The organism is Massilia litorea, assembly GCF_015101885.1.
Taxonomy (GTDB): Bacteria; Pseudomonadota; Gammaproteobacteria; order Burkholderiales; family Burkholderiaceae_D; genus Telluria; species Telluria litorea.
In genome coordinates, this window is record NZ_CP062941.1 from 2,508,279 (window position 1) to 2,534,857 (window position 26,579).

The following is a 26,579-nucleotide window of genomic DNA, read 5'->3' on the forward strand; positions in this document are numbered from 1 at the left end:
GTCAGCTGTCGCTGGCCACTTCCACCCGGTTCTTTCCCGACTGTTTCGCCTTGTACATCGCCCGGTCCACCCGTGCCAGCAAGCTCGCCTGGTCCTCGTTCGGCAGGCGCAAGGCCACGCCGGCCGAGAACGTGATCAACAGCTTCTCGTTATCGTGCATGAAGAAATGCCTGGTCAGCTCGCGCTGCAGGCGCGTCATGGTCAGCACGGCCGCCTCGACCGGGGTTTCCGGCAGCATGATCAGGAATTCCTCGCCACCGAAACGGGCGATCACGTCAATCGAGCGTAGCGTCGCCTTCACCACCTTGGCCAGGTGGCGCAGGGCGTTGTCGCCGGCCAGGTGGCCATAGGTATCGTTGAGCTTCTTGAAATTGTCGAGGTCGAGCAGGGCCACGCACAGCGGCGTGTTGCGGCGGTCGGCGCGCGCGCTTTCGCGCTCGAACACGTCGTCCAGGCCGCGCCGGTTGAGGGTGCCGGTCAGCTGGTCTTCGCGCACCAGTTCGCTCATGTGCTGCAGCTTCGCTTCCAGCTCCTTGATCCTGCTTTCAGCTTCCTGCACCTCGCGGTGCGCGGCCAGCATGCGGTCGCGCGAGGCCAGGGCCTCCGCTTGCGCCTGCCTGGTCTCGCTCAGGACCTGGTCGAGTACCTCGTTCAGCTCCGTGATGTCGCCGGCATTGCGGATGCGTTCCGAAAAGCCGCCCAGCTTGTCGTGGTAGTCGCCGGTCGAGGCCGCCACCGAACCAAGGCGGTCGATGAAGGTCATCATCATGTTCTTGACGGTGGTCCTGACGTCGGACAGGTTGTGCTTCAGCTGGCCCTGCTTGTAGATCACGTCCTTCAGGCTGCGCGTGACATCTTCCAGTGCGCGCGTGTCGATCGGGCCGCTGATGAGTTCCTGCACGGCCTCGATCTGGCCGCGCATCCAGCTGTCGTCGTCCAGCAATTCGCTGACGTTCTCGAGCAGCAGCTTGAACAGGCGCAGCAGCAGCTCCTGCTGTTCGCCGGCATCGCCGTTGTGCAGTTCGATCTGGAAACAGAGTTCCTTCAGGCGCGTCGCGATTTCCTGCAGCGCCGCTTCGCCATGCGCGATTTTCACGGCGGCGCCGAGCGACTCGGCTTCGCTTGCCAGCTTGGGGCTGGCCGGCAGCAGCGACGCCAGGGCAAACGCCAGCGTGCGGCTCAGCAGTTCGCGCAGCAGCACGGTGTCCTTGCTTTCCATGCCATAGGTCACGCCCGGCGGAATGCCGCGCCGCAAGTGCTTCTCGACCAGCTGCGACAGGGCGCGCGCATAGGCTTCCCAGTCGCGCACCTTCACCGCGCGGTTCAGGCGGCGGCCGTATTCGGCCAGTTCGCCCGGGGTATCGGTCAGCTGGGTTGCGAAGTCGCCCAACACCACCTCGGCCGCGCCGTTGGCGGGCGCGACCGGGGCAGATGCGGGTGCCAATGTGGGCTTCGGGATGCCGGCAATCTCGTCGTAGATGTCCCGATACGCATCGGGCGTCGGTGCGATGCGGCGCGTGGCGAGGCGCCGGAAGGCTTCGCGCGCGATATCGACGGGGTTCTGGGCGGGTGGGGCGGGAGGGTTAGGCATGATGCAAGCTTACGTATTTGCTGTGCAGCAATGATAAGCACCTTTTCTTTTCGTCATCGCCCGAAAAGAGGCTGGAAAGTATCTTACTTAACAGCAATGCATAAACCTATTCGACCAGCTGGTTACGGATCGCGTAGTGCGTCAGCTCGGCGCTGGTTTTCAGGTTCATCTTCGCCAGCAGGCGTGCCCGGTATTCGCTGACCGTCTTGACCGACAGCGAGAGCTCGCGCGCGATCTCGCTCACCGTCTTGCCCGAAGCAATCATGGTCAGCGTCTGGAATTCGCGGTCCGACAGGCTGTCGTGCGGCGGCGCGTCGTGGTCGGCGCCGACCTGGCTCGCCAGCGCCTGGGCCAGCGTGGCGCTGACGTATTTCTGGCCGCCGGCCACCTGGCGGATCGCCGTGACCAGTTCGCGCGGCGCGCTCTGCTTGGTGAGATAGCCGGCCGCGCCCGCTTTCAGCGCGCGGATCGCGTACTGGTCTTCGCGGTGCATCGACAGCATCAGCACGGCCAGCTCGGGCCGCTCCTGCTTGATCTGTTTCAGCACCTCGATGCCATTGCGGTCGGGCATGGAGATATCGAGCAGCATCACGTGGCAGCGCGATTTACGGAACAGCCTGATCGCATCGAGCCCGTTCTCGGCCTCGCCGGCAACGACGATGTCGCGCTGCTCGGCCAGGATCTGTTTCAAGCCCTCGCGCACGATGGCATGGTCGTCGGCGATGAATACGCGGATGGTGGCTTTGTCGGTCATTGTTCCCCGGGGATTTTTACTGGCGGCGGGGCCAGGCGAATTTTGATGGTCACCATCGTGCCACCTCCGGGCGCCGCCGACAAGGTCAACGTGCCCCCCAGCGCCCGCGCCCGTTCGCTCATGCCGCGCAGGCCGAAGGAGGCGGGTTTCAGGCGGTCGGCGGGCGCGATGCCGCGGCCGTTGTCGCAGATGGCGAGCGTCAGGTGCTGGCGCTGGCGGCGCAGGGTCACCGTCACGCGGGTCGCGCCGGCGTGTTTCGCGACATTCGTCAGCGCTTCCTGGAAAATGCGGAACAGCGCGGCCGCATGGTCCGGGTCGAGCTCGATCTCACGCTCGGCGCTGCGGAAGATGCAGGCGATGCCGGAACCCTTCTCGAATTCGCGCGCCTGCCATTCCAGCGCCGCGACGATGCCCAGGTCCAGCGTCGACGGTCGCAGGTCGAGCGAAATGCGGTGCACCGCCTCGATCGTGCGGTCGACCAGGTCGTCGAGATAGGTCGCCTTTTCCAGCAGGCCCGGCTGGTCGGGCGGCAGCCGCGAACTGAGCATCGACAGGGCCATCTTGATCGCAGTAAGGTTGCCGCCCAGGTCGTCATGGATCTCGCGCGCGATGCGCGCCCGTTCCTGCTCCTTCACCTGCTCGATGTGGTCGGTGAGTTCGGCCAGGCGCGCGCGCGAACGCAGGGTTTCCTGCTGCTCGACCTTGCTCTCGGTGATGTTGGTCATGATGCCGTCCCACTGCACCGCGCCCGCCGCAACGGCGTGGGGCGTGGCGCGCAGGTTGATCCATTTCACGTCTTTCCATGCATCGATCCAGATCCTGCCTTCCCAGTTCCAGCTCGACAGCGATATTTTCGAGACCGCCATCGCTTCCAGGTAACCCTTGCGGTCCTCGGGCAGGACCAGGCGCAGGAACAGGTCGGGATCGGCCTGCAGCTGGGCCGGCTGCACCCCGAGCAAGGGCGCGCAACCGTCGCTGAGGTAGGGAAAGGCATGGCGGCCGTCGGCGCCGAGGGTGAACTGGTAGACCAGGCCGGGCGTGTGGTTGACGATGGCGTTGAAGCGCGTCTGGTACTGGGCCAGCGCGTTCGAGGCCGCCTGTTCGGGGGATAGATCGTGGCCGATCGCCAGCAGCAGGGAACGGCCGTCGCGCTGGGTGCGCAGGAAAGTCAGCCTGGCCGGATAGGTGCTGCCGTCGGCGCGGCGCAGTTCGGTGCGCAGGCAGCCTTGCTTGATCGTTTCATCGCCCTTGTCTTCCCCCATGCCGGCAAGCAGCGCGCCGAGTGTGCCGTCGTCAAGGCCGGGCGCGATATCGACCGCGCGCATGCCGCTCAATGCGGCCCCGTCGTAGCCGAGATTGGCGCGCGCGGTGGCGTTCATGTCGACCAGGGCCAGCGTGGCGGCGTCGATCAGCAGGATCTCGGCCGGGGCGGCGTGCATCGGCGCGGCCAGCAGCGCTTCGGTCGTGGTCATGGTGGTGGTCATGGTCTTTCGCTTCCCGGTTTGCGGCGCCTGCGCCACAGCGACACGAAGCGGCGCAGCGCGCGTGCGCTGCGCGTGGCATGGCGGCTGCCGAAGGGTACCGACGGCCGCAACTGGCTGCGCAGGCGGCGCAGGATGCGGCGCAAGGCCGACACCGAACGGCGCGCCTGCTGGTAGGTAGGGCTGGCCCGGAAGCGGGCAATGAGCTGATCCTTGAACATGATGAAGCGATTGTGCCACCGCGCAAACCAGACGAGCGCCAGCAAGGACGGCAGGGTCAGGACATAGATGCGCGCGACCACCATCGCCCCGCCCAGTTTGGCGACCACAAAGACCGCGACGCCCATCAGGGGATGGCCGTGGGCAATCGCCAGCAGGGCCAGCAACTTGACCGGAACAAGCAGCAAGCCGGGCAGGGCGAAGGCCAGCAGCGCTGCCCAGGGCGGCAGGCGCCGGATGCCGTGCTCCAGCATCCGCAGCGGCGGCCAGGTGCCCATTGCGGCCGACAGGCGGCCGGCGACTTCCCACAGCCATTCCTCGAACAGCAACAGCAGCGCGATTACATACAGCAACGGCGCCAGCAGCCGGCTGCGTGGGGAAGGCGGACTTGTGAGTCTCGGGGAGGTCATCTTGCGCATCATACGGTATCCGCGGCGTCCAGCCTTAGGGGAAACTGAGCAAGTCGACACGTCACGGCTAGCGTGTCCCGGGTCGCGCGATCTGGGGCTACAATGGACGAATGAACAAGGCATTTGTAAAAGAGTCCGACAACGACGACGATGAAGACGCCGTCGCCCTGGCGCAGGCGATTCCCGCCGGCGCCAAGAACTACATCACCCCTGCCGGCTATAAAGCCATCAAGGACGAGCTGTTGCAGCTGATCGACGTCGACCGTCCGGAAGTGGTGCGGATCGTGCACTGGGCGGCGTCCAACGGCGACCGTTCGGAAAACGGCGACTACATCTACGGCAAGCGCCGCCTGCGCGAGATCGACCGCCGCATCCGCTTTCTCACCAAGCGCATGGATTCGGCCTTCATCGTCGACCCGAGCGTGCATTACGGGAACGACCAGGTCTATTTCGGCGCCACCGTCACTTACGTCAACAAGGCCGGCGAAGAGCACACGGTCACCATCGTCGGCATCGACGAGCTCGACCCGCTGCGCGGACGCATCAGCTGGGTCTCGCCGGTGGCGCGTGCGCTGACCAAGTGCCGCGAAGGCGACGTCGCCACGCTGCAGACGCCGCAGGGCGAGGAGGAGCTGGAAATCGTTTCGGTCTCGTATCCGGAACCCATCACGGACTGATCCGGCCGCGGCTGGTAAGATGCCCGATTCGCCGCAACAAGCTTTTTATGAACCGTTCCCCCGACACCGCACGCGAGTCCGACGTCCTGGCCGCGCTGCGGCAGTCCACGAGCTCGCGCCACGAGCGCCTCGACAGCGGCTTGCCGCTCTCGGCGCCCGATGCCACCCTGGCCGACTATGCCCAGCACCTGCAACTGCTGCGCGACTGGCTGGCACCGCTCGAGGCCTGGCAACATGGTTTTACGGATGGTCCGCAAGGCCCCGCCGGTCTCGCCGCCGCCCCGCACCTGGCGCTGATCGACGCCGACCTGGCCGAACCCTCGCTGGCGCCGTATGCCGGCGCCGCGCGTGCCGCGACGCCTCTCTGGCCGGCGCATGCCAGTCCCGCCTACCGCTGGGGCGTCGCCTATGTGGTCGAAGGCTCGCAGCTGGGCGGCGCGGTGTTGCACAAGCGGCTCGCGGACCAGCTGGCGCCGCATCCGCTGCGCTACCTCGCCGGGGCAGGCGAGGGCGGGCCCGGCCCGCGCTGGCGCGCCTTCATGCTGGCCCTGCGCGCGCAGGTGCAGGGCGAGGAAGAGGTGGCCGAGGCCTGTTCCGGCGCTTGCGATGCCTTCGACCGGATCCTGGCGCTGGCGTTCGAGCGGCCCTGAACCAAGGCTTCAGGGCCGCTCGTGCTCGACCCGATGGACGCCTACCACCCTGCGCAGCCTGCGTAACAGATACGCCAGGTGCAAGCGGTCTTTCACCCGTAGCGTGAAGCGCACTTCGGTCATCGTCCTGCCGTCCTCTTCGCTCATGCCGGCATAGGTCAGGGCGCTGTCGGAATCGTCGATCTCGGCGGCCACGCGGCCGAGGATGCCTTTGTGCCTGTCGATCAGCAGGCGGATGCGGCAGGTGAAGGGGTTGTTCTGCTGCTTGTGCCGCTGGACCCCAACCCAGTGGTTCAGTTCCTGCGCGCCCATATGGTGGCCTCTTATGGAATTGCGGCCGGGGAAGTCCCGGCCGCCTTGGTTTGCAATGACCGCAGTCAGTCCGTGACCGGGTAAGCCCGGGTCGTAATGATGCCTGACGGCGAGGTCACCTTCACCGTCAGCGTACCGCTGCTGACCCGATTGCTGCAATACAGTGGCGGGCTATCTGCCGGCGAACTCTGACTCGCATCGCTCTGCATCTGGATCGTATAGATCCACGCCGCGGCACTCGGTTCGTTCGTGTTCGGAACGATGTAGGAAGGTGGGCTCAGCAGCGTGCCATTGGATGGGATGAAATCGATCTTGGTCCCGGCTGCCAATATGTTGCCCGGCAAATCGAAGGGAAGGTTGAGCGGCGCGGCGCCGGCCCGGTTCAGGGTGAACACGGTCGGGTTGGTGTCGCGGATCGCCAGCTGCAACGTCACCGCCGTGTTGACGAAGGGTGTGCCGTTCACGCAATGGCTCAGCGCAATCGACTCTGGCCCGAGCGAGGTGATCGCAGCCGTACTGGTCGACATCACTTGCACCAGGGCACCGCGCACATGGGTCACCGGACGCGTGGCGCTGCTGCCTTGCTTCAAAACGCCGTTATAGATGCCGTCGCCGGCGCTGTTCCAAGTGCCGTTGGCGTTCGAATCGATGAAGATTTCTCCCGGCGTGCGCACTGCATTCCCGCTCGACCAGCCGTCGTCCGGCGAGAGGGCAGCGCGCGCCGGCAGCCAGTTGGCATCTACCCCCCAATTGGCCTGGGCGTTGCGGCTGGTGATAGCGCGGTCGTTACGGAAGGGCTCGCCCAAGTCCTGGAAAGCATCTGTCGACTCGTAATACAGATTGGTGCCGTTGGTATCGACAAAACTTTCCTCGCCCAGCGCATAGGCGAGCACGGTCACGCGCCCGTCGGCAGGCCGCGGGTTCGCTGCGCAGAAGCGGACTGTGCATGCGCCAGGAATGCCTTTTTGCTGGATTACCGTACCGTCGGTCAGCGTCGTATTGACGAGTCCCGTCAGGCAGGAGCCATCGATTGAGCCGCCTTCTGCAGTGAAGCTGACAGCCGTCCCGTCAGGCGCCGGATTGTTGAAGTGGTCCGCCAGCCGTACCGTGACGTTAGATCCGGTGGGTGCCGGACAGCCGTCGATGTTCATGCCTTCTACATTAAATATCTCTGTCGAGAGGCTGAAGCTGTTCTGGTCGGGTACGCCGGTGGAGATGACCAACTGATCGGACATGGTAGTGATGCCGCTACCGGCGACGGTGGCGATGACGCGCACGGGCGTGTTGACCGTGCCTGCCGACACGATGGTGCTGACCGAGCCGTCGGCTCCAGTTGTGGCCGATGTGAAATTCAGTTTCAAATCGCCGACATAGGTCGTCAGCGCGAAGTCGACGCGCTGGCCCGACACCGGAATGCCGTTGCGGTCTCGCAGCTTGAACACCACCGTTGACGATTCCTGGCGCCCGGCGCCGCCGGTGCCTTTAAGCGAGATATTCTGCGGTAGCGCAGAGACGAAGGCGAGCTGGCCAGGAACCGCGGCTTCGACATTGACCGTGCCGGTAGCGCTGGTCGTCGCCCCCGCCAGCACGGTCGAGGCGGTGACCACGTCAGGGGCACCGCAGCCTTTGTCGATATACGAGGTCGACGCAACGCCGGCGACCGTCGTGACCGGCGAACTGATCGTCGCTTTCCCGGCTGCCGCGCAGGGCGAGGTGAACGTCACCTCCTGCGCGGGCGCGAACGGCGTGCCCCCGTCGAGCAGGGTCACCGACAGGCTCGCGGTGCCGCCGGCCGGCAGCGGCGAGGGTCCGATGCTCAACGCGCTCATGGTCAGGAGCGGGAAGCCCACCGCATAGCTGGCGCTGCCGCTGGCCTTGGTGCCGTCGCGGGTGGCGCTGGCGGTCAGCGTGAAGGCGCCGGCCTGCTTGCCCGCCGCGACGCCGATGCTGGCCACGCCGTTGGCGTCGGTCAGTGCGCTGCCGGTGGCGGGCACCAGCACCGCACTCGTATCGGTACTCGTGAACGTCACTGCCAGGCCGGCCACCGGCTTGCCGGCGCCATCCTTCACCACTGCCTTGGCCACGCCGGGCGTCTTCGGCGACACCATGGTCGTCGGCGCGCCTTTGGCGTCGGCCAGCGTCACCACCAGCGGCGCCAGCGCGGCCGTCGAACCGGTGGCGGGCGTCGAGGAAACGGTGCACCCGGGCAGGCTCGGATCGCGGCTCGGGTCGAGGGTTTTGCAAGTATCGTTTCCACTGCCTCCGCCGCCGCACGCGGCCAGCAAGCAGGCAAGCAGGGTGGTGGAAGTGGCGGCGACTGCGCGGGTTATCGTTGTTCTCATTGGCGCTCCAGGGCTATTGCATTGGATGGGTGGAAACGGGTGCGGCGGACGTGGCCAGCAGCGGCTTTGCCTGTGCGAGCGCGAGCGGGGCATCCTTGCCGAGCACGAGACGCATGCCGCCGGGGACCGCACCGCGGTCCGCCAGGCGCAGGATCGGCTTGCCGCCCAAGGCCGCCTGCAGCCTGCGCGCCGCCGCTTCCTGGCCGGGCGCGTAGTCGATCCGGGTCGCGGCCTGGTTGAACGGCGTCATGTTGGTCAGCCTGGTGGCGACGATGCCGCGCAGCGCTAGGCTTTGCTGGAAGCGCCGCGCCAGCCCGTCGGCGCCATGGCCGTTGGCGATCTCGAACTGCGCGGCTGCAGGTGCGGGCGCCGCAGCGCGCACCGGGGCGGATGCCGCGACGGCCGGCGCCGCCCGCAATTCGTACACGTTCGGCGCCGTGCGCACCAGCTGCATGCCGTTGTCGGCCATCGCCGGCGCCGCGGCAGGTGCTGGCGCCGGTACAGGCTCGGGCGCCGGCGGTACCGGCGGTGCAGGCAAGGCTGCGATCGTCTCGAGCGCCGCCACGCCGCGCACCGCCGCTCCTTCGGCCAGCCGCAGATTGTTGCGGGCCCGTTCGCTGCCTGGCTCGCGCGCCAGCGCGGCGCGGAAGGCCTGGGTGGCGGCCTCGTAGTCGCCTTCCAGGTAGTACACGTAGCCCAGGTTGTTGAGCGGCTGGGCCAGCGCCGGGTACTCGGCGCAGACCTGGCGCAGCATTGCCCTGGCCTGCGCCAGCCGGCCCTGCTGGGCATGGATGGCGGCCGCGGCGATGCGCGGCTCGGGCGCCTTCGGGTCGCGCGCGCTGGCATAGGTGTAGGCGGTCAGGGCCAGCCCCAGGTCACCCGCGTCCTGGTGGTAGCGTCCCAGCCGGTAGTAGGCGGAAGCGACGTCGCTGCTGCCATGGCGTACCTGTTCCGCAGGCTGGAACATCATCCGCAGCTGCGGCGGTACGCCGGCGCAGGACGAGAGCAGGAGTGCAGCGACGAGCGCAGGGGCGAGGGGACGGATCGGCATGGCGGTCTCCTTTCAGTTGGCGGCGCCACCGCTGAAGGTCGGCAGCAGGACGCGGTAGATCTGGATGAAGGCGGGGCCCATCAGCACCACCAGCAGGGACGGGAAGATGAAGAAGATCAGCGGGAACAGCAGCTTCAGGGCGATCTTGGCAGCCTGTTCCTCGGCGCGCTGGCGGCGCTTGGTGCGCAGCTGTTCCGACTGCACGCGCAGCGAGTCGGCGATGCTGGTGCCGAAGCGTTCGGCCTGGATCAGCATCGCCACCAGCGCGTCGACGTCCTCGACCCCGGTCCGGGTGGCCAGGCCGCGCAAGGCCTTGTCCTTGCCACTGCCGGCACGCAGTTCGAGCGTCACCAGGTTCAGCTCCTCGCTCAGGACCCGGCTTTTCAGGCCGATCTCGCCGGCCACGCGCGCCAGCGCCGCGTCCATGCCCAGGCCCGCTTCGACGCAGATCGTCATCAGGTCGAGCGCATCGGGAAAACTCTCGAAGATCTCGCGCTGGCGGCGCGCGATCATCTTTTTTAGCACGAAGTTCGGCAGGTAATAGCCTGCCGCCGCGGCGGTCAGCACATAAAAAAGCATCGCTGTCGTGCTGGATGTCGTGGCTTTCAGGCTCAGGCCGAAGAAGACCGCCAGCGGCAGACCCAGCGAGAGTACCGTCTTGGCGGCGAAGAAGACCACCGGCGCCCATGCATGGCGATAGCCCGCGTTCATGAAGCGCACCCGTACCGCCGAGGTCTGCGCCTCGTCGTCGGGCAACGACAGGCGCGCGACTGGCGTCGCTGCTGCGACGATCTTTTCCAGCCATTGCGGTGGACCGGAGCCCGACGTCTCGGTGCTCACACCGACCGCGTCCAACCGCTCCTGCAGCGGCGTGCCGGCGAAGGTGCGCAGCCCAAGCAGGGCGACACCGAATACGGCCACGAATACTAGGCCGACAAAACCGAGTTCGAGGATAGTCATTGCATGCTCCTTGCGTATGCGGCGCTCATACGCGGATCTTTACGATCCGGCGCATCGCGAACACGCCCAGCACCATCATTCCCAGCGCGAAGCCCACCATTTTTTGTCCGGCCGGATCCGTGAATAACACCCCGAGGAATTTCGGATTGGTCAGCTGGATGAGCGAGGCCGCTCCGAACGGCAGCAGCCCCAGCACCCACGCCGACATCTTCCCTTCTGCCGACAGCACCCGGACCTGGCCCAGCAGCTTGATGCGGTCGCGGATGATCTTACTGATGCTGCCGAGCAGTTCAGACAGGTTGCCGCCCGTATCGCGCTGGATCAGCACGGCCACCACGAAATAGCGCAGGTCGGTGCTGGGCACCCGGTTGGCCATGTTCATCAGCGCGTCCGGCATCGAGACCCCGAAATTGACTTCATCGAAGACAGTGGCGAATTCGACCGCGATCGGTTCCTTCATCTCCTCGCCGACCATCTTCAGCGCGTTCGGGAAGGCGTGGCCGGCACGTAGCGCCCGGCTCATCAGGTCGAGCGCATCCGGCAACTGGTTTTCGATCCTGTGCAGGCGCTTGTTGCGTGCGCGCAGCGCCAGCTGCAGCGGCAGGGTCGCCGCGGCGGCGCCCGCTGCGAGCTGGAGCGGAAATGGCAGTGCGAACCACCAGGCCAGCGCCCAGGCCAGTACGCCCAGTGCGAGCGAGGCGGCCGCGAAGCCGGCCACCGTCCACTGCTTCCCCGACTGCATCAGCAGGCGGTCGAGCGTCGACACATGCGGCAGCGCCGCCAGCAGCTTCTGCAAGACCGGATGGTTGCTGAAGCTGCGCTTTTTGGCGAGGGCGACGCTGCGCTCGGCGTCGCGCGCGGCGGCCGTCTGCACGCGGTGCGTCAGGCGCTGCGCTTCCGGCCCGCGGCTCGCATTCCAGGCTAGGTAGGCGCCCTCGATCAGGAACACCACGGCGACGAAGATCAGGATCGCGAAGACGAAGAACATGTAGTCCATGACGGCTCCTCAGGCGAACTGGCGGGAGGGATCGAACACGCTCTCCGGGATGTTGACCCCGTAATTGCGCAGCCGGTCGAGAAAGCGCGGGCGGATGCCGGTGGCGCAGAAGTGGCCGAGCACGGCCCCGTTCTCGCCCAGGCCCGTCTGGCGGAACGCGAAGATCTCCTGCATCGTGATGACGTCGCCCTCCATGCCGGTGATCTCCTGCAGCGACACCAGCTTGCGCTTGCCGTCGGTCAGGCGCGACACCTGCAGCACCACGCCGACGGCGGAGCTGATCTGCTGGCGCATGGCCTTGCTCGGCAGCGAGGCGGCCGCCATGCTGATCATGTTTTCCAGGCGGGTGAGGGCGTCGCGCGGCGTGTTCGCGTGGATGGTCGCCATCGAGCCTTCGTGGCCGGTGTTCATCGCCTGCAGCATGTCGAGCGCTTCGCCGCCGCGCACCTCGCCGAGGATGATGCGGTCGGGGCGCATCCGCAGGGCGTTGCGCACCAGCGCACGCTGGGTCACCTCGCCATTCCCCTCGATGTTGGCGGGCCGGGTTTCGAGGCGCACCACGTGCGGCTGCTGCAGCTGCAGTTCGGCCGCGTCCTCGATCGTGACGATCCGCTCCTCCGGGCTGATGAAGCCCGAGATCACGTTCAGCATCGTGGTCTTGCCCGAGCCCGTGCCGCCCGAGATCAGGATGTTGACCTCGGCCTTGCCCAGTCCCTGCAGGATCTCGCCCATCCCCGGCGTCATGCTTTTATAGGCGATCAGGTCCGACAGGCGCAGCGGATCGGCGGAAAAACGCCGGATCGACAGGATGGCGCCGTCGATCGCCAGCGGCGGGATGATCGCGTTCACGCGCGAGCCGTCGGGCAGGCGCGCGTCGACCATCGGGCAGGATTCGTCGATGCGCCGGCCCACGCGGGAGACGATCTTGTCGATGATCTTCATCAGGTGCGCCTCGTCGGTGAAGCGCACCTCGGTGAGCTCGAGCTTGCCGCGCCGCTCGACGTACACCTGGCTGCAGGTGTTGACCAGGATGTCCGACACGGACGGATCGGCCAGCAGCAGTTCGAGCGGGCCGAAACCGAGCATCTCGTTCTGGATGTCGCGCACCAGGTTGGCCCGCTCGACCTCGTTGATCGGCACGGTTTCCTCTTCGAGCATGAGCTCGACGATCATTTTCAGCTCGTCGCGGATCTGCTCAGGCGCCAGCTGCTGCAGGCTTTCCAGGTCGACCCGGTCGAGCAGGCCCTGGTGGATCCGTCCCTTGAGCTGCATGTAACCGGCGCTGTGCGACATGCGCGGGCCGGACTGGGCGAGGCCGCGGCCGGCACTGCCGGCCAGGCGGTCGCGTAGCGTCAGGATTTCTGCATCCATGCCTGTTTCTCCTCGAATGCCGGTTGTTTGATGGCAGGTACGGCCTGCAGGGCCGGCTGTGCCACCGGCTGCGCGGCGGCCGGCGGTGCCTCTTTCGCCGGTTTCTTCAGCAGGCGCGCCAGCCAGCCCGCGGGCGCCGGGGCGGCGTCGCCGGCAATCCCGCGCGCGAGCGCCATCAGCGATTTCGCGATCGGGCTCTTCGGCGACAGCTTGAGCACCGGGATGCCCTGGTTGACCGAAGCGGCGGCCGCCTCGTAATGGTTCGGCACCTGGCGCCAGACCGGCGTGGCGCAGGCCTTCTCGAGATCCTCCAGCTTGATCTGGGCCTTCTTCTCGTGGCGGTTGACGATCACCTGTACCTTGGCCGGCGGATAGCCGAGCGAACGGAACACCTCCAGCAGGCGCTTGCCGTCGCGCACATAGGGCAGGGTGGTTTGCAGCACCGGATAGATGGTGTCGGCCAGGTCGAGCGCGCGCACCCCGACCGGGTCGAGGCTGCGGCCCACGTCCAGGACCACGAAATCGTAGTGGCGGCGCGCCAGGTTCAGCAGCGTGTCAATGTGGTCCGGCTTGACGTCGACGGCGTGCACCGGGTCGTCGGGCGCGGCCAGCACCGAGAAGGTCGCGGTCACCGGCATCATGCTCGAGGCCAGCAGCGAGGCGTCCATGCGGTGCATCTGCAGCGCCACGTCGGAAAGGGTGGCGAGCGGCTTCTGGTCGGCCAGGAACAGGGAGGCGTCGCCGAACTGCAGGTTGAGGTCGATCAGGGCGACCCGCTGGCCGCATTCGGTCGCCAGCGCGTAGGCGATATTGGTGGCCAGGAAGGTCGCGCCGCTGCCGCCCTTGCAGGAGACGAAGGCCAGCACCTTGCCGTTCGCATGCTCGTGCGCCGACAGCTTTTCGCGCACCCGTACCACCGCCGGGTACAGGGTGTCGGGCCCCACCGGCGCGGGCAGCACTTCGCGCACGCCGGCGCGCATTGCGTCGACCATGAATTCCACGGTGTGCAGCGTCGACAGCACCATGGTCGTCATGCGCGGGTGGGCCGCGCCCAGCCCTTCCAGGCGCGACAGTTCGCTGCCCTGCGGCTGGTCCAGCAGCAGCAGGTCGGGCATGGCGGTGCCGGCGCTGCTGCTGAAGCGTTCGAGCGAACCGGAGACCAGGTTGACCTCATCGCCCGGGCTGCGCTCGCGCAGCAGCCGCGCGATCTCCAGCAGGTGTTTTTCACTACGCGATACGACGGCGATTTTCACGGTGACTCCTTTGCATTACATGGCTGCACGGATCGCAGCGAAACGGTTTACAGGCACACTGGATTCTGGAATTCCACACCCGATGCTCCGGCCATTGCGCTACGCATACTTTCCCGGGGGAGGCTGGTGCTGAACGGCGGGAACTTGAAGATCAAGGCACTTTGCCGCGTGCCGAGGAAATCGGGAATATAAGTAGACACATCCAGCGGCAGAACCGACACGCGCACGGCGCTGCAACTCGTCGTTGTGCATCCCGCCGGCTCGTAGTCGATATCGATGCTGGCTGCGTCGATCACTGGAAAGAGCGCCGTCATGCGCTGCTTGATCGTGCCATCGTCGAGGTCGCATACGACTGCAAGCCGTGCACCAAGGCGCGTCACCTCGGTCGCGGCATTCCAGTAAAAGACGACCCTTCCCAGCTCGATGGTCGCGAACAGCAATGGGAACAGGATGAACAGCGAAACCAGCGCGAATTCGACTGCGGTGGCGCCGCGCTGGGCTTCAGAGCGGGGGCAGGATCGCGTATTCATAACACTTGCACCATCGTGGTGTGGATCGGCGCAAACTGCACATTGGGCACGAAGCCCGGCATCAGACTGCGGAAGGTAAAGCCGGTTACTTCAACGCGCACAAGGTTCACGGTGCCGCGCGTGGTCGACTGGAGGTTGTAGCTCAGGGGATCGGAAATGCGGTCGTGCACCTTCACATAGCTAGGCAACATGCCTGAAACAAGCGGCTTCCTGTCGCCGCAAACTGTTGCTCCGCACACTACCAGCGACCTGGCCTCGTTGGCGCGGTTGGCATTGCCCGGCTCGTACTGGGACAGGTAGCGCGCACCGTCGCGCACCGCCTTGGCCAACGTGTTGTACTGGTAGACGGCGCGCCCCAGTTCCGTCACGCCAAACGCAAGCAGAAGCAGAGGACCCAGCAGCAGGGCCATTTCGACGGCGGCAACGCCGGACTGACTTTTTATGGTGCGCATGGTTGCTCCTATTGCACCAGGGTCGGGACAAGCGGACCGTTGGTCCCGCCCGCTACGCCCGCGCTGTGGCACGGGCTGCCGGGAGCGGAAGCGAGGCCGCGCCATTCCAGGTAAAGATCGCCATTAGCGCCGTTCGACATTGGATTAAGCATCAGCACACAAGCCATGCTGAGGATCTTGACGTTGGCGGGCGCTTTGTTGCATTCGAGGACGGGAACAGGAACGAGACGCCGATCGGCGCCCAGCGCGAGGTGCTGTGCCTGGGACAGGATGGTGACGTTGTTGCCATTGGCAATAGCGCCGCTCCCGCGATAGGTCCCTGAATCGAAAGGTAGGTGGGCACTCTGTTTGCTGCGGTAGTTTGTGTAGGCCGATTGGCCGATGGCGATCGCGTTACCGGCTTCGTTGCTTGGATAGGAAAAGCCGGTCTTGTCTGGCGGCGCCTCGGCGGGCGCAGGCGAACCGTTCTTGGGATAGATGCCAAAACGGGTATTCCAGGCCTCTTTTGCGCCCTGCTTGACGCCTTCTTCGCGGATGTCGTCGCCGACCTTGATACCGCATACTGCATTTTTACCGAGCAGCTGGTCGCGCACTTCGTTCGTGCCGCCCGCACTCGGGGTGAAGTCGACCCAGCGGAAATTCCCTTGTAGTGCATCACCGTTGTTTCCGCCGTTGAATTTACCGATGATCCATTCTCCAATGGAATAACCGTAAGTGGGAGCAGGTGCGGCTTTGGAGCAGATACCTATCGGCGAAGCATTGCAGGCCGTCTGGCCAGGCGCAAGGGTAGCAACGGCTGCTGCCTGGACGGTCGCCGGTCCGAACTGTCCGCGGGCCTGCATCAGCCAGGTGCCGATGGGTGCTGAACGGGCCACGCATCGCACAAATTTCGAATTTGTGTTGGCACCCGCCGCGCGTGACAGGTAAGCGTTGTTCGGGCCAATTTCTGTGTGGAACGAAATGTCGTTTGCTGCGATCGTCACGGCGGCGTCCTGAAAGTCGCTGGCGTTTCGTCTTGCTACAAACATCCCCGCAGCTTCCGCATCGGCGAGAAAGGATGCAGGGCATTGGGGACATGCAGGCTGACCCGCGCCTCCACAGCCCGGCGTAGCCGGATCGCAAGTGAGCTGCCCTGCCGCGGCCAGGGCGCAGGCGTCGGCGGCGTTCTGCAACTCGGTCTTGTTGACGAACAGGTGCCCGAGGTCGAGCACAACGCCGCCGACGCCGAGCAGCACTGCCAGCACCAGCGCGACGATGATCGCCACTCCACCGTCCTGTCGGCCGGGAGTGCGGGGTGCGGTGAAAAGAGGACGAACGCTGTTCATGGCCGTCACCGCTCAGCGTGCGCCCCCGACGCCGATCGTGAACACGTTCGGCTGCGGCTGCGGAGCGCGGAAGGATTTTTGATAGGCGTCGTAGGCGCTCTTGGCCTCCTGGCCGCCCATGCCGTTCACGGCGTCGTGCTTCGTCCCGGCCAGCGGGTCGAGCACCTGCTGGGCCATCGTCAAGGCGATGCGGTGGCCGTATGGATGATCGGCGGGCGGCGTGGCGCAGCCGCTGACGGCCAGCAGGGCCAGCAGGACCGGTCTGGTCAATAATGAATGGCGCTTGGTCATGATTGCTCCTATTTCAGGTCGAAGCCGGTAGGGCCGGGGGCGGCGGCCGCCTGGGCCGGTTCGGCACGACGCTGGCCCTGCAGTTGGCCGCCCAGGAACAGCTGGCTGCGGCTCGGCTCGATGTAGCCGTCGGTCGGCAACTTGTAATCTGCCGGCAGCGGCTTGACCAGGTGCGGCGTGATGATGAAGACCAGTTCCGAGCGGTCGGTCTGGAAGTCGGTGCTGCGAAACAGCGCGCCCAGCACCGGTATTTCGCCCAGTACCGGGAAGGCCTTTACGTTGGTGGTGACGTTGTTCTTGATCAGGCCCCCGATGGCGAAACTCTGGCCGTCGAACAGCTGCACGGTCGTCGTGGCGCGGCGCGTAGTGAACGAGGGCAGGATCGCCGTGCCGTTAATCCCGGTCGCGGTAATCCCGATGCCTTCCTTGTTCAGGTCCGACACTTCCGGCGCCACCTTCAGGTTGATGCGGCCGCCCGCCAGCACCGTCGGCGTAAACTTGACGGCGACCCCGAATTCCTTTTCCTCGAGGGTAATGGTGGGGACGCCATTGTTATTCGCCTGGCTCACAGGGATGAAGATCTTGCCGCCGGCCAGGAAGCTCGCTTCCTGCCCGCTGATGGCCATCACAGTCGGTTCGGCCAGCACCTTGACCAGGCCGTCGCGCTTTTGTGCGTCGATGGTAAGGAAGTTGCCGTTCTTGCCGTTAAAAGCATCCAGCAGGCTTGGATTGCTGGTCAGCAGGTTGGAGAGAAAACTGTAGGTCCAGCTGCCGTTGGTGCGGCTGGCACCCATGCTGACGCCGAGCTGGTCGGCCAGGGTCTTGGAGATTTCGGCGACCCTTACTTCGAGCATCACCTGCTGGGGCGCGGCGACTGAGGTCATGTTGATGACTTTCATCGTTGGCTGCTGACCGCCGGCACTGGCGGCGCCGCCGGCCGCCTCGCCTGCGCCGCCCTTTCCGCGCTGCACATAGGCGTTCGCCAGCGCCATCATCTGGTCGACCTTCGTCACGTCCGACACGGTCCCCGAGAGCACCAGCGTATCTGCCGCGGTCGTAATCTTGACTTCCTTTTCCTCGGCCAGCAGCTGCTCGAAACGGGCCGCCAGGCCGCTGGTGTCGAGGTCGACGGCGATGTCGATGATCGTGGCCTCGTTGGCCTTGTTCCAGAGGATCAGGTTGGTGCTGCCGACCGACTTGCCGAGCATGTAGAGCTCGCTTGGGTTGAGCAAAATAACGTCCGCCACCTTGGCGTCGCCGACCGACATGCGCGTGGCCGCGAAGGGCAGGCGCATCAGGGTCGACTTGCCCTCGGACAGGGTCACCTTGGGCGCCAGCGTCGACACGCCGCTGCTGCGCGCCGGCCCCGTCTGGACCGGTGCGCGGGTAGGCGCCTTGGCCGCGGTGGCGGCGAAGGCCGGTTCCGTCGCCGTCATGCCCGTGCAGCAGGCCAGCGCTGCCAGCGCCATCAGTGCCCTGCGCCCGGTGCATTTTCCCGTCATCTTGTCAGTAGCTCGCATGGTCGCTCTCATTAGAATTGTTGGGTGCTGCGCTCGAGGCCCTTGATGACGTCGACCTTGTAGCGCGGTTCCTGCGCCAGCACGGCCTTGCGCACCACGGGGGCGCGCACGACGGCGGGACGCACTAGGCCGAGCAGGGCGTTCTTGGTGGCGCCGCCGGTGCCCACCGGGTCGGGATCGATCTGGTTGCGCAGCACCAGAGACAGGGTGCCGACGCTGCGCGCTAGGTCGAGTTTTTCGGTCTGCTCGGGCGACAGTTCGAGGGTCACCGCATTCACGACTTTCGGCTTGGTGTCGTCGCGGTTCGGGTCCTGGGCGATCGCCAGCACCAGGATGCGTTCGAGGACGATCTTCGAAATCGAGGCGTCGCCGTTGGGGCCGGCCTTGGCCGTGTCGCCCTGGGTGTTGACCAGGATGTCGACGAAGTTGCCGGGCAGGGCGAAGCCGGCGACGCCGACCACGTCGTTCACGCGCACCGTCATCGCACGCTTGCCATTGGCGACCACGGCTGACAGGCCGCCCTGGGTGCCGGGCGGCGCGAGTTTTCCTTCCATGATCGGCTCGCCGCGCTGCAGGGTCGAGCGCGCCACGCGCCCGCCGAGCAGCTTGGGGTCGGAAAAGGCGCCGGGCGGCAGCGCGCCGGCCGGCCAGTCGACCATCCTGATCATTTCCGGCGCAATGCGCGCGCCCAGGCTGATGTCGACCATCGCCACCGCGACCTTGGATGTGGTCGTTGCGCGTCCGTTGATCCAGCTGACGGCGGCGAACACTGCCGCCAGCGCGAGGAGGAGGGCGATGCCCAGCATGACGATGCCACGTGTGTTTTTCATCTCATTCACCTTCGGTGCCAGTTGCCGGCGCTTGCTGGACGCCGGTGAAAAAATTGTTCCATGCCCAGTCGAGCGAATCCGGCGTGAGCTCCGGCGGCACGCCTTCGTAGGCGGCGCGGTCGCGTACCTGGCTCAGCAGGTCGCGCGGATAGCAGGCCAGCAGCGGACGGTCTTCGCGCGCATGCCGCTCCTTCAGCAGCCAGTCGAAGGCCTCCTCGTCCCAGGCGATGCCCAGGCCTGCGCAGGCTTCGATGAAGATGCGGCGGTAGTGGTCTTCGCCGAGCGGGCCGACGTGGATCTTGTAGCCGATGCGGCGCAGGAAGGCGCCGTCGCCGAGTTCGGCCGGCGGCAGGTTCGAGGAGAACACGACGATCACGTCGAAGGGCACTTCGAACTTGTAGCCGGTGTGCAGGGACAGGAAGTCGACCCTGCGGTCCATGGGCACGATCCAGCGGTTGAGCAGGTCGGCCGGCGCGCAGCGCTGGCGGCCCAGGTCGTCGATGATGAATATGCCGTTGTTGGCCTTCAGGTGCGGCGGCGCCTGGTAGTAGCGGGTGGCATGGTCGAACTTCAGGTCGAGCATGTCGAGCGAGAGCTCGCCGCCGGTCAGCACAGCCGGACGGCGGCAATGGACCCAGCGCGCATCGCCGGCGGCACGGCGGAAGGGCAGGCCGGGCACAGGACCGGTCTCGGCCGGCAGGTGGACGACTGGGTCGTACATCTGGATCACTTCGCCGCCGGCGTAGATGGCGTAGGGCACCGCGATCGCGCCCGTCAGCAGCTCGGCCAGCCGCTCGGCGAGGAAGGTCTTGCCGCTCCCGGCGGGACCGTGGATGAACATCGCGCGGCCCGAGTTCATGGCCGTACCGAGCTGGTCGAGGATGGCAGGCGGCACCACTACCTGGCCGAAGCCGGCCTGCACGGCGGCGCGCCCGATGTGCATCGCGGCCACGCTGCGCGCGACAACCGCGTCGCCGTAGCTTTCCAGCGTGACCGGGGCTGGGCCGGTGTAGCCGCAGCGCGCCAGGAATTCGGCGCCGCGCGCGCGGCCCAGGTCGGTTAGCTTATAGCAGACGTCGGCGTCGGTCCCGGTGGCGCCGGCGCGGCTGATCTCGCACAGCCGTTCGGCGCGTAGGTAAACGATCAGCGGCTCGATCACGCCGATGCCGAGTTTCATGCGTGCGCTGAGCTCGGTGATGCGCAGCAGGCCGCCGAGGAACAGGGTCTTGACGGCCAGTTCGGCGAGGAACAGGAAGGGCAGGCCGGTCTGCGCCACCGTTAGCGGCGCAGGCGGCAGGACGGCCGGGGCCGGGCACGGCGCGTTGATATCGGGACGCGATTCGGAGTCGAGGGCCAGGGTATCCATGATATCCGTATGGTCAGAGATGCAGGAAGGTGAGCTGCGCGAGTGTTCCGGCGGTGATGGCCACGGCATAGGGCATTTTTCCGATTGAAGCGACTGGCGCCATTGGGGCAGTGATCGATCGGGTCATGTGTTTGATATGGAAGTGCCGCAAAATGTCTAACAAGTTGATGAACATTTGCGGGAGCATCCGCTTGCAGGCCGCGAACCCTAAGGCAAGTAAACCCCCAGCTGCCATGCTCGCCAGCACGGCGCCAAAGACCCCGTCCATGCCGAGAAATGCGCCGATCATTCCCATCAGTTTCACATCGCCAGCGCCCATGACACCGAGCGCATACATCGGAAGAAGGGTTGCCATCCCCACGGCGAGGCCTGAAAGCGCAAAAACAGCGCCTTCGCCCTGCAAGGAAATGGAATGGAAGGCAAGAGCACCAGTCATACCTGTGGCGACCAGCCAATTGGGAATTCGGCGTTCGCGTATGTCGACGGCAGTGGCGATAAGCAGGAGCAGAACGAGCACGCCAATCTGTATCGGTACAATATACAAACCGGACAAACGCAGTTGACCGGTAGTGATCTCGATTAGGGCTGGCATAAACTGCTCGCTTGGCTAGTTAAAGCCCCACCCCGGCTGGGGTGGGGCAGGGCGCGTCTTAAGGCGCTGCTCCTGCTGCTGGGACAGTCAGTTTGCTTTGGATGTAGTTAAAGATGCCATCGAGCTTAGTGCCCACCAGGGTCACGGAGCCGATGATCACCACCGCGATCAGCGCTGCGATCAGGCCATATTCGATAGCGGTGACACCGTCTTCTTCTTGCATGAAGTTCTTGATCATTTCCATGATGTTTCTCCCAGGATAAAGATTAGTTTGGTTAGAGGCTTTGAAACCAGCGCCGCGCCGGACCGTCGTCCCAGTGCTACACCACCGCGATGACCACGAGGATGCAAATCACTGCCACGAGCGACCAGACCAGGGCATGTTCGTACGGCGAACTGCCTGTTGCGGCCTGGATGAAATCGATGAAGGCGAGCGGAAGATTGTCGAGAAGGTCCATGTGTTTGCCGTCCACAGTCTGCCGCCCATCGTTCGGATCTCATTCAGGCTGCAAGTCAGCGCTGATGGATACACTGTAGGTCACGGCTGACACCGGCGCATCGCACAATCGCCCTTGAAAAGGACAGACATTTGCATCGATTTTGTGGTGCAGACCCGTGACAAATGTCATGGGTCGCGTAGGACTAGCCGGACAGCTATCCGGCCGCGCGCGGGGCGCTGTGCTTGCTGGCGTAGACGTAGAGTTCGAGGCGGTTGCTCACCCCGAGCTTCTTGTAGATGGTGACGAGATAATTGCGCAGCGTGTGTTCCGAGATGAACAGGCTGTCCGCCAGCGCCTGGTTGGTGACACCGCTGCCGGCCACGATGGCGTCGACGATGCGGCGCTCCTTCGGGGTCAGCGAATCGAGTTTTTCCTGGTGTGGGTCGCGCCGCGCCGGCGCGCGTGCGCGGGTCAGTTCGCCGAAGATGCGCGCCATCATGTCCTGGCCCACCCACATTTCTCCCTGATGTACCTTCTCGATCGCGCGCAGCACTACTTCCGCCGGCGCGTCCTTGCGCAGCACGCCGCGCGCCCCGGCCAGGATCGCGCGGTCGAGCGTGGCCTGGTCGCGCATGCCGGTGAAGACGAGCGCACGCGAGATGCCGCTCACGAGCAGCGCCGGCAGGAAGTCGAGCGAGCACTCGCCGTTCAGGTCGATGTCGAGCAGGATCACGTCGGGTCCGTGCATGGCCGCCTGCGCCAGGGCTTCCTCGCGGTTGCCGGCGGTGGCGACCACCTTCATGCCGCTGCGCTCGCCGCCGACCAGGCGCTCCAGGCCCCATAGCATGGTCTTGTGGTCGTCGACCAGCAGGACGGTGATGGGGACGGGAACGGTGAGCGGCATCGTAGGCTAGACCGGAATGTCGATATGGACCGTGGTGGCGCCCTGGGCTGCACCCACGTAAGCGAAACCGCCAAGCGAAGCCGCCCGCTCCGAGATCGAGCGCGGCACGAACGCGGGCGGCGGGCCCGCGGGGCACTCGTTCTCGATCCGGATATGCAGCCAGCCGCTATTGCGGTGCAGGTACACCGCGCCCCGGGCCGCGCGCGTATGACGGCGGATATTGCTCATTCCCTCGCAGACCAGCTGGAATACCTCGGCGCCGAGACGGTCGTTGATGTCGAGCGTATCGTGCCCGTGCAGGGCGATATCGAGGTCGTAGCAGGTCTTGAACTCGGCCGCGTGCGAACGCAGGGCCAGCGCGAAGGCGCGTTCGCCGGACGGCGCGCTGCTGGTCACCACGCGCGCGAACTGGCGCAGGTCGCGGACGAAATTGTCCGCCATGGCTGCGACCTGGCGCAGTTCGGTGGCGATCGGGCTGTCCTGGTCGGATTTGCGCACCAGCGCCTGCAGCGCATGCGACAGACCGATATACGGCTGCACCGTCGTGTCATGCAGATCGTTCGAGAATTTCTGGCGCTCGCGGCGGCCGGCGTCCGAGGCCATACGGTCGAGCAGCTCGATGTTTTCGATGACCGGAAACGCCTGGGCGGCGATCTGGCCGAGGAAGTCCGCGTCGTCCTGCGACAGGTCGCGCCGCGGCGAGACGACGAAGATCCGGCCCTCGTCGCGGCGCAACGGGACCGGTGCGCAAATGAAGCTGCGCGCGCCCAGCAGGTCGGCGACCTCGATCCCGGCGTCGGCCGCCGCCCGCTGCCACCTGGCCGCGCCTTCGTCGCGCGTGTGCAGCGCGGCCGGCCAGGGCAGGGCGGGCAGCAGGGGCGCGTTGTACACCGCGCTCACGCGCGCCGGCAGTGCCGCCAGCACCGCCGCGATCTGCTTGTCCAGCAGCCAGTGGCCGCAGGCCTGGCCGGAGGAGGACGGCCCCGCCGAGCGCAGGCGCCACTCGTCCGTCGCGCCGTCGCGGACCAGTACGAGGCAGCTGCTGGCGCCGAAGAAGACCCGGGTCTGTTCGAGTACCGAGGCGATCGTATGGTCGACCCCGAAACGCGGATTCGACAGGCGGCTGACGTCGCGCAGCAGGGCGATGCGGCGTCGGCCGTTGAGCAGTACTTCGCCCCAGCGCGACACCATCAGCCCCAGGCCGAGCAGGAAGGCGGCGCGCAGCAGGACGTTGGCCAGGATCGCATGGCCGGGCTCGCCGTGGGCGGACAGCACGAACAGCGCGGTGCCGGCCAGGGTGACGCGTGCCCCTTCGTCGTGCCCCCAGCGGAAGGCGGCGATGGCGATCGGGAAGAAAAACAGGAAGAAGAAGCCCGACAGCGGTCCGGTCAGGCCCAACAGCATGCCGAACCAGAGAACGTCGAGCCAGTGCGCCAGCTTCGGATAGCGCATGTCACGCCCGCTTTCGCGCAGGATCAGGATGACCGCGCTCTGTGCCGTATAGGCATAGAACACCAGCAAGGTCAGCGGATGCGGATTACCCAAACCGTCCGCATCAATGCTGATCGTCAACAGCGTTGCAATGGCGAGGACGACGCGCATCCTCGCAACCAGCGTCAATTCATCCACGTCCGCCAGAATGGACGTGTCGTCGCGGTATGCGTTGCCCACATGGCCTCCGCGCTAGTATAAGTGAACGATTCCGCCCGACAGGGGCACAGCCGCATTCGATTCTGGTGCTTATACCGATTCATCGCATCGACAGTCGCGAAACCTGTCGTGCATCCCTAGTTTTGGAATCGATGGCGGGTGAATTACCCAACCCGCATATGATATAAAAAATATACCATTGTTCAGGCCGTAAGTACGCAAACATCGACGGTGTATAGAAAAAAACTACACTTTTGGTTACAGGAAACAAAAGGATGAGCTCTGCGGGGCAGGGAAGGGATGCGCCGTCCAGGCCGGCGGCGCCAGGTGCGGCGGCTGCGCGGAGCGCGCGGCCGCGATGGGTCAGGCTCGTTCGCGCTCGACGCGGTTGACGCCGGCGACGCGCCGCAGGTTGCGGATCAGGTGCGCCAGGTGCACCCGGTCCTTCACCTGGATCGTGAAGCGCAGCTGCGTCATCATGTTCTCGTCGTCCTCGTCCATGCCGACATAGGTGATGTTGCCGTCCGATTCGCCGATCTCGGCCGCCACGCGCGCCAAGATCCCTTTTTCGTTGTTGATCAACAGGCGGATGCGGCAGTCGAAGCGGCGGTTCAGCTCCTCTCCCCATTGCACGGCGATCCAGCGGTCCGGCTCTTTGACGCGCAGCCGCTTGGCAGGCAGGCAGTCGCAGGTGTGCACGACCAGGCCCTGGTCGCGCCGCAGCTGGCCCGTGATCTGGTCGCCCGGGATCGGCAGGCAGCAGGGCGCCAGCTGCACCGAGACGCCTTCGCTGCCGTAGATCGTGACCGGGTCGATGTCGGCCGCCAGCGGCAGGTTCGACGGCACGGTGTCCGACTCGCCTTCGATCAGGCCGAAGATATGGCGCGCGACGAGCGCCGGCATGCGCTTGCCGATGCCGATGTCGGCGTACAGTTCGTCCATCGACTTGGCCGAGGATTCCGCCAGCAGTTTTTCCACTGTGCTCGACGCCAGCTCAGGCTCGATGCTGCGGGCGGCCAGCGCCTGTGCCAGCAGTTCCTGGCCCAGTTCCACGGACTCGTTGACGTTGATCGTGCGCAGGTAGTGGCGGATCGCCGAACGCGCCTTGCCCGTGCGTACATAGCTGAGCCAGGTCGGGCTTGGGCGCGAATCCGGGTCGGTGACGATCTCGACGATGTCGCCGTTGTGCAGCTCGGTGCGCAGCGGCTGGGTCTCGTTGTTGATCTTGACCGCCACCGTGTGGTCGCCGATGCCGGTGTGGATGGAGTAGGCGAAATCGAGCGCCGTCGCGCCTCTGGGCAGGGCGATGATCTTCGACTTCGGCGTGAACACGTAGACCGAATCCGGGAACAGGTCGACCTTCACGTGCTCCAGGAATTCGGCCGAGTCGCCGGTCTGCTGCTGGATGTCGAGCAGGGACTGCAGCCAGGCGTGGGTACGCTGCTGCAGGTCCGACATGTTCTGGTCGCCCGTCTTGTACAGCCAGTGCGCAGCCACGCCGCTTTCCGCGGTGCGGTGCATGTCCTGGGTGCGGATCTGGAATTCGACCGGGGTGCCGTAGGGGCCGATCAGGGTGGTGTGCAGCGACTGGTAGCCGTTCAGCTTGCGAATGGCGATGTAATCCTTGAACTTGCCCGGCATCGGCTTGTACAGGCCGTGCAGGGTGCCGAGGGTCACGTAACAGTTGGGCACCGTGTCGACCACGATGCGGAAGCCGTACACGTCAAGCACCTGCGAGAACGACAGGTGCTTGTTGCGCATCTTTTTATAGATGCCGAACAGGGTCTTCTCGCGGCCGTAGACTTCGGCATGGATGCCGGCCATGGACAGCGTGTTCTTCACCGCCTCAAGGATCTTCTTGACCACTTCGCGCCGGTTGCCGCGCGCCGCCTTCACCGCCTTCGAGAGGGTGCGGTAGCGCAGCGGGTACAGGTGCGAAAACGCCAGGTCCTGCAGCTCGCGGTAGATGTTGTTCAGGCCGAGACGGTGCGCGATCGGCACATACACTTCCATCGTCTCGCCGGCGATGCGGCGCTTTTTCGCCGGCGCCATCACGCCCAGCGTGCGCATGTTGTGCAGGCGGTCGGCCAGCTTGATCAGGATGACGCGCACGTCCGAGGCCATGGCGAGCAGCATCTTGCGGAAGTTTTCCGCCTGCGCTTCGACCAGGCTCTGGAATTCGATCTTTTCGAGTTTGGACAGGCCGTCGACCAGGTTCGCCACCTGCGGGCCGAAGCGCTCGATCAGCTCTTCCTTCTTGACGTCCTGGTCTTCGATGACGTCGTGCAGCAGGGCGGCCATGATCGCCTGGGCGTCGAGCTTCCACTCGGCGCAGATTTCGGCGACGGCGATCGGATGGGAGATGTAGGGCTCGCCCGACTTGCGGACCTGGCCGAGATGCATCTCGTCCGAGAAGCGGTAGGCTTCCTTGACCTTCTTGAGTTCGACGGGTGTGAGGTATTCCGACAGCTGGTTGACCAGCTGGGTGACCGAGGCAACGCCGGGGGCAGGCGGTTCGGGGACTTCTTGCGGCTTGCCCGGGCGCTTGGCCCGGGTGGGGGTGTTGCCTGAATGTGTCGAGTCCGGAGGGAACAGGTTCATACGTTATGTC

Annotated in this window: 26 protein-coding genes; 2 read left to right on the forward strand and 24 right to left on the reverse strand. The window is 65.6% G+C overall.

Going from position 1 to position 26,579, the window contains the following annotated elements:
- Position 1: 1 nt before the first annotated feature.
- The 4 genes from LPB04_RS11170 to LPB04_RS11185 form a co-directional block, all read right to left on the reverse strand.
- Positions 2-1,591: a GGDEF domain-containing protein gene (locus LPB04_RS11170; RefSeq protein ID WP_193688728.1), complete on the reverse strand. Its 1,590-nt coding sequence runs from the start codon at positions 1,589-1,591 to the stop codon at positions 2-4.
- Positions 1,592-1,697: 106 nt separating this feature from the next.
- Positions 1,698-2,345 carry a response regulator gene (locus LPB04_RS11175; RefSeq protein WP_193688729.1) on the reverse strand — a complete coding sequence of 216 codons (648 nt, stop codon included), beginning with the start codon at positions 2,343-2,345 and terminating at the stop codon, positions 1,698-1,700.
- Positions 2,342-3,829, reverse strand: a complete 1,488-nt coding sequence (locus LPB04_RS11180) for a sensor histidine kinase (protein ID WP_227496709.1) — start codon at positions 3,827-3,829, stop codon at positions 2,342-2,344. The genes LPB04_RS11175 and LPB04_RS11180 overlap by 4 nt, the downstream gene beginning before the upstream one ends.
- Complete coding sequence (locus tag LPB04_RS11185) at positions 3,826-4,467, reverse strand: hypothetical protein (protein ID WP_227496710.1); 642 nt, start codon at positions 4,465-4,467, stop codon at positions 3,826-3,828. Before LPB04_RS11185 ends, LPB04_RS11180 begins: the two co-directional genes overlap by 4 nt.
- Positions 4,468-4,565: 98 nt before the next feature.
- Here LPB04_RS11185 and greB point away from each other — a divergent pair, with 98 nt between their 5' ends.
- Positions 4,566-5,132, forward strand: a complete 567-nt coding sequence (greB, locus tag LPB04_RS11190) for a transcription elongation factor GreB (RefSeq protein ID WP_193688730.1) — start codon at positions 4,566-4,568, stop codon at positions 5,130-5,132.
- A 47-nt stretch (positions 5,133-5,179) separates the two neighbouring features.
- On the forward strand, positions 5,180-5,782 hold the full coding sequence (locus tag LPB04_RS11195) for a biliverdin-producing heme oxygenase (RefSeq protein ID WP_193688731.1): 603 nt from the start codon (positions 5,180-5,182) through the stop codon (positions 5,780-5,782).
- A 9-nt stretch (positions 5,783-5,791) separates the two neighbouring features.
- Here the strand turns inward: LPB04_RS11195 and LPB04_RS11200 are convergent, their stop codons facing one another.
- The 20 genes from LPB04_RS11200 to LPB04_RS11295 all read right to left on the reverse strand — a co-directional run bounded on the left by LPB04_RS11200 (position 5,792) and on the right by LPB04_RS11295 (position 26,569).
- The gene (locus LPB04_RS11200) at positions 5,792-6,094 is read right to left on the reverse strand and encodes an ACT domain-containing protein (RefSeq protein ID WP_193688732.1); all 303 of its coding nucleotides are present in this window, start codon (positions 6,092-6,094) and stop codon (positions 5,792-5,794) included.
- A gap of 65 nt (positions 6,095-6,159) precedes the next feature.
- Entirely contained in the window at positions 6,160-8,436 is a 2,277-nt protein-coding gene (locus tag LPB04_RS11205) for an Ig-like domain-containing protein (protein WP_193688733.1), read from the reverse strand.
- A 13-nt stretch (positions 8,437-8,449) separates the two neighbouring features.
- Positions 8,450-9,487, reverse strand: coding sequence for a LytR C-terminal domain-containing protein (locus LPB04_RS11210; RefSeq protein WP_193688734.1), 1,038 nt, complete (start codon positions 9,485-9,487; stop codon positions 8,450-8,452).
- A 12-nt stretch (positions 9,488-9,499) separates the two neighbouring features.
- Positions 9,500-10,447, reverse strand: coding sequence for a type II secretion system F family protein (locus tag LPB04_RS11215; RefSeq protein WP_193688735.1), 948 nt, complete (start codon positions 10,445-10,447; stop codon positions 9,500-9,502).
- A gap of 25 nt (positions 10,448-10,472) precedes the next feature.
- Positions 10,473-11,444, reverse strand: a complete 972-nt coding sequence (locus tag LPB04_RS11220) for a type II secretion system F family protein (protein ID WP_193688736.1) — start codon at positions 11,442-11,444, stop codon at positions 10,473-10,475.
- Positions 11,445-11,453: 9 nt separating this feature from the next.
- A complete protein-coding gene (locus LPB04_RS11225; protein ID WP_193688737.1) occupies positions 11,454-12,815 on the reverse strand; it encodes a CpaF family protein in 1,362 nt (453 codons plus the stop codon).
- A complete protein-coding gene (locus tag LPB04_RS11230) occupies positions 12,797-14,068 on the reverse strand; it encodes an AAA family ATPase (RefSeq protein WP_193688738.1) in 1,272 nt (423 codons plus the stop codon). The genes LPB04_RS11225 and LPB04_RS11230 overlap by 19 nt, the downstream gene beginning before the upstream one ends.
- 47 nt (positions 14,069-14,115) lie before the next feature.
- Positions 14,116-14,598: a TadE/TadG family type IV pilus assembly protein gene (locus LPB04_RS11235; protein ID WP_193688739.1), complete on the reverse strand. Its 483-nt coding sequence runs from the start codon at positions 14,596-14,598 to the stop codon at positions 14,116-14,118.
- Positions 14,595-15,050 (reverse strand): TadE/TadG family type IV pilus assembly protein, encoded by a 456-nt coding sequence (locus LPB04_RS11240; protein WP_193688740.1) that lies wholly within the window; start codon positions 15,048-15,050, stop codon positions 14,595-14,597. Before LPB04_RS11240 ends, LPB04_RS11235 begins: the two co-directional genes overlap by 4 nt.
- Positions 15,051-15,058: 8 nt before the next feature.
- Entirely contained in the window at positions 15,059-16,315 is a 1,257-nt protein-coding gene (locus tag LPB04_RS11245; RefSeq protein ID WP_193688741.1) for a pilus assembly protein TadG-related protein, read from the reverse strand.
- Between the two features lie 72 nt (positions 16,316-16,387).
- The gene (locus LPB04_RS11250) at positions 16,388-16,666 is read right to left on the reverse strand and encodes a pilus assembly protein (RefSeq protein WP_193688742.1); all 279 of its coding nucleotides are present in this window, start codon (positions 16,664-16,666) and stop codon (positions 16,388-16,390) included.
- A gap of 8 nt (positions 16,667-16,674) precedes the next feature.
- On the reverse strand, positions 16,675-18,186 hold the full coding sequence (locus LPB04_RS11255) for a type II and III secretion system protein family protein (protein ID WP_227496712.1): 1,512 nt from the start codon (positions 18,184-18,186) through the stop codon (positions 16,675-16,677).
- Positions 18,187-18,197: 11 nt separating this feature from the next.
- Entirely contained in the window at positions 18,198-19,016 is an 819-nt protein-coding gene (gene cpaB, locus LPB04_RS11260; protein WP_193688743.1) for a Flp pilus assembly protein CpaB, read from the reverse strand.
- 1 nt (position 19,017) lies between these two features.
- The gene (locus tag LPB04_RS11265; protein WP_227496713.1) at positions 19,018-20,382 is read right to left on the reverse strand and encodes an ATP-binding protein; all 1,365 of its coding nucleotides are present in this window, start codon (positions 20,380-20,382) and stop codon (positions 19,018-19,020) included.
- Between the two features lie 13 nt (positions 20,383-20,395).
- Positions 20,396-20,974: an A24 family peptidase gene (locus tag LPB04_RS11270; RefSeq protein ID WP_193688744.1), complete on the reverse strand. Its 579-nt coding sequence runs from the start codon at positions 20,972-20,974 to the stop codon at positions 20,396-20,398.
- Between the two features lie 58 nt (positions 20,975-21,032).
- A complete protein-coding gene (locus LPB04_RS11275) occupies positions 21,033-21,218 on the reverse strand; it encodes a Flp family type IVb pilin (protein ID WP_193688745.1) in 186 nt (61 codons plus the stop codon).
- A gap of 76 nt (positions 21,219-21,294) precedes the next feature.
- On the reverse strand, positions 21,295-21,432 hold the full coding sequence (locus LPB04_RS11280; RefSeq protein ID WP_193688746.1) for a hypothetical protein: 138 nt from the start codon (positions 21,430-21,432) through the stop codon (positions 21,295-21,297).
- A gap of 196 nt (positions 21,433-21,628) precedes the next feature.
- The gene (locus LPB04_RS11285; protein WP_193688747.1) at positions 21,629-22,318 is read right to left on the reverse strand and encodes a response regulator; all 690 of its coding nucleotides are present in this window, start codon (positions 22,316-22,318) and stop codon (positions 21,629-21,631) included.
- Between the two features lie 6 nt (positions 22,319-22,324).
- Positions 22,325-23,989, reverse strand: coding sequence for a sensor histidine kinase (locus LPB04_RS11290; RefSeq protein ID WP_193688748.1), 1,665 nt, complete (start codon positions 23,987-23,989; stop codon positions 22,325-22,327).
- Between the two features lie 342 nt (positions 23,990-24,331).
- Positions 24,332-26,569 carry a RelA/SpoT family protein gene (locus tag LPB04_RS11295; RefSeq protein WP_193688749.1) on the reverse strand — a complete coding sequence of 746 codons (2,238 nt, stop codon included), beginning with the start codon at positions 26,567-26,569 and terminating at the stop codon, positions 24,332-24,334.
- Between the last annotated feature and the right edge of the window lie 10 nt (positions 26,570-26,579).

Coding starts and splice junctions, on each gene's coding strand:
- LPB04_RS11170 (WP_193688728.1), bottom strand. CDS start 1,591: ATGCCTAACCCTCCCGCCCCACCCGCCCAGAACCCCGTCGATATCGCG.
- LPB04_RS11175 (WP_193688729.1), bottom strand. CDS start 2,345: ATGACCGACAAAGCCACCATCCGCGTATTCATCGCCGACGACCATGCC.
- LPB04_RS11180 (WP_227496709.1), bottom strand. CDS start 3,829: ATGACCACCACCATGACCACGACCGAAGCGCTGCTGGCCGCGCCGATG.
- LPB04_RS11185 (WP_227496710.1), bottom strand. CDS start 4,467: ATGATGCGCAAGATGACCTCCCCGAGACTCACAAGTCCGCCTTCCCCA.
- greB (WP_193688730.1), top strand. CDS start 4,566: ATGAACAAGGCATTTGTAAAAGAGTCCGACAACGACGACGATGAAGAC.
- LPB04_RS11195 (WP_193688731.1), top strand. CDS start 5,180: ATGAACCGTTCCCCCGACACCGCACGCGAGTCCGACGTCCTGGCCGCG.
- LPB04_RS11200 (WP_193688732.1), bottom strand. CDS start 6,094: ATGGGCGCGCAGGAACTGAACCACTGGGTTGGGGTCCAGCGGCACAAG.
- LPB04_RS11205 (WP_193688733.1), bottom strand. CDS start 8,436: ATGAGAACAACGATAACCCGCGCAGTCGCCGCCACTTCCACCACCCTG.
- LPB04_RS11210 (WP_193688734.1), bottom strand. CDS start 9,487: ATGCCGATCCGTCCCCTCGCCCCTGCGCTCGTCGCTGCACTCCTGCTC.
- LPB04_RS11215 (WP_193688735.1), bottom strand. CDS start 10,447: ATGACTATCCTCGAACTCGGTTTTGTCGGCCTAGTATTCGTGGCCGTA.
- LPB04_RS11220 (WP_193688736.1), bottom strand. CDS start 11,444: ATGGACTACATGTTCTTCGTCTTCGCGATCCTGATCTTCGTCGCCGTG.
- LPB04_RS11225 (WP_193688737.1), bottom strand. CDS start 12,815: ATGGATGCAGAAATCCTGACGCTACGCGACCGCCTGGCCGGCAGTGCC.
- LPB04_RS11235 (WP_193688739.1), bottom strand. CDS start 14,598: ATGAATACGCGATCCTGCCCCCGCTCTGAAGCCCAGCGCGGCGCCACC.
- LPB04_RS11240 (WP_193688740.1), bottom strand. CDS start 15,050: ATGCGCACCATAAAAAGTCAGTCCGGCGTTGCCGCCGTCGAAATGGCC.
- LPB04_RS11250 (WP_193688742.1), bottom strand. CDS start 16,666: ATGACCAAGCGCCATTCATTATTGACCAGACCGGTCCTGCTGGCCCTG.
- LPB04_RS11255 (WP_227496712.1), bottom strand. CDS start 18,186: ATGCGAGCTACTGACAAGATGACGGGAAAATGCACCGGGCGCAGGGCA.
- cpaB (WP_193688743.1), bottom strand. CDS start 19,016: ATGAAAAACACACGTGGCATCGTCATGCTGGGCATCGCCCTCCTCCTC.
- LPB04_RS11265 (WP_227496713.1), bottom strand. CDS start 20,382: ATGGATACCCTGGCCCTCGACTCCGAATCGCGTCCCGATATCAACGCG.
- LPB04_RS11270 (WP_193688744.1), bottom strand. CDS start 20,974: ATGCCAGCCCTAATCGAGATCACTACCGGTCAACTGCGTTTGTCCGGT.
- LPB04_RS11275 (WP_193688745.1), bottom strand. CDS start 21,218: ATGGAAATGATCAAGAACTTCATGCAAGAAGAAGACGGTGTCACCGCT.
- LPB04_RS11280 (WP_193688746.1), bottom strand. CDS start 21,432: ATGGACCTTCTCGACAATCTTCCGCTCGCCTTCATCGATTTCATCCAG.
- LPB04_RS11285 (WP_193688747.1), bottom strand. CDS start 22,318: ATGCCGCTCACCGTTCCCGTCCCCATCACCGTCCTGCTGGTCGACGAC.
- LPB04_RS11295 (WP_193688749.1), bottom strand. CDS start 26,569: ATGAACCTGTTCCCTCCGGACTCGACACATTCAGGCAACACCCCCACC.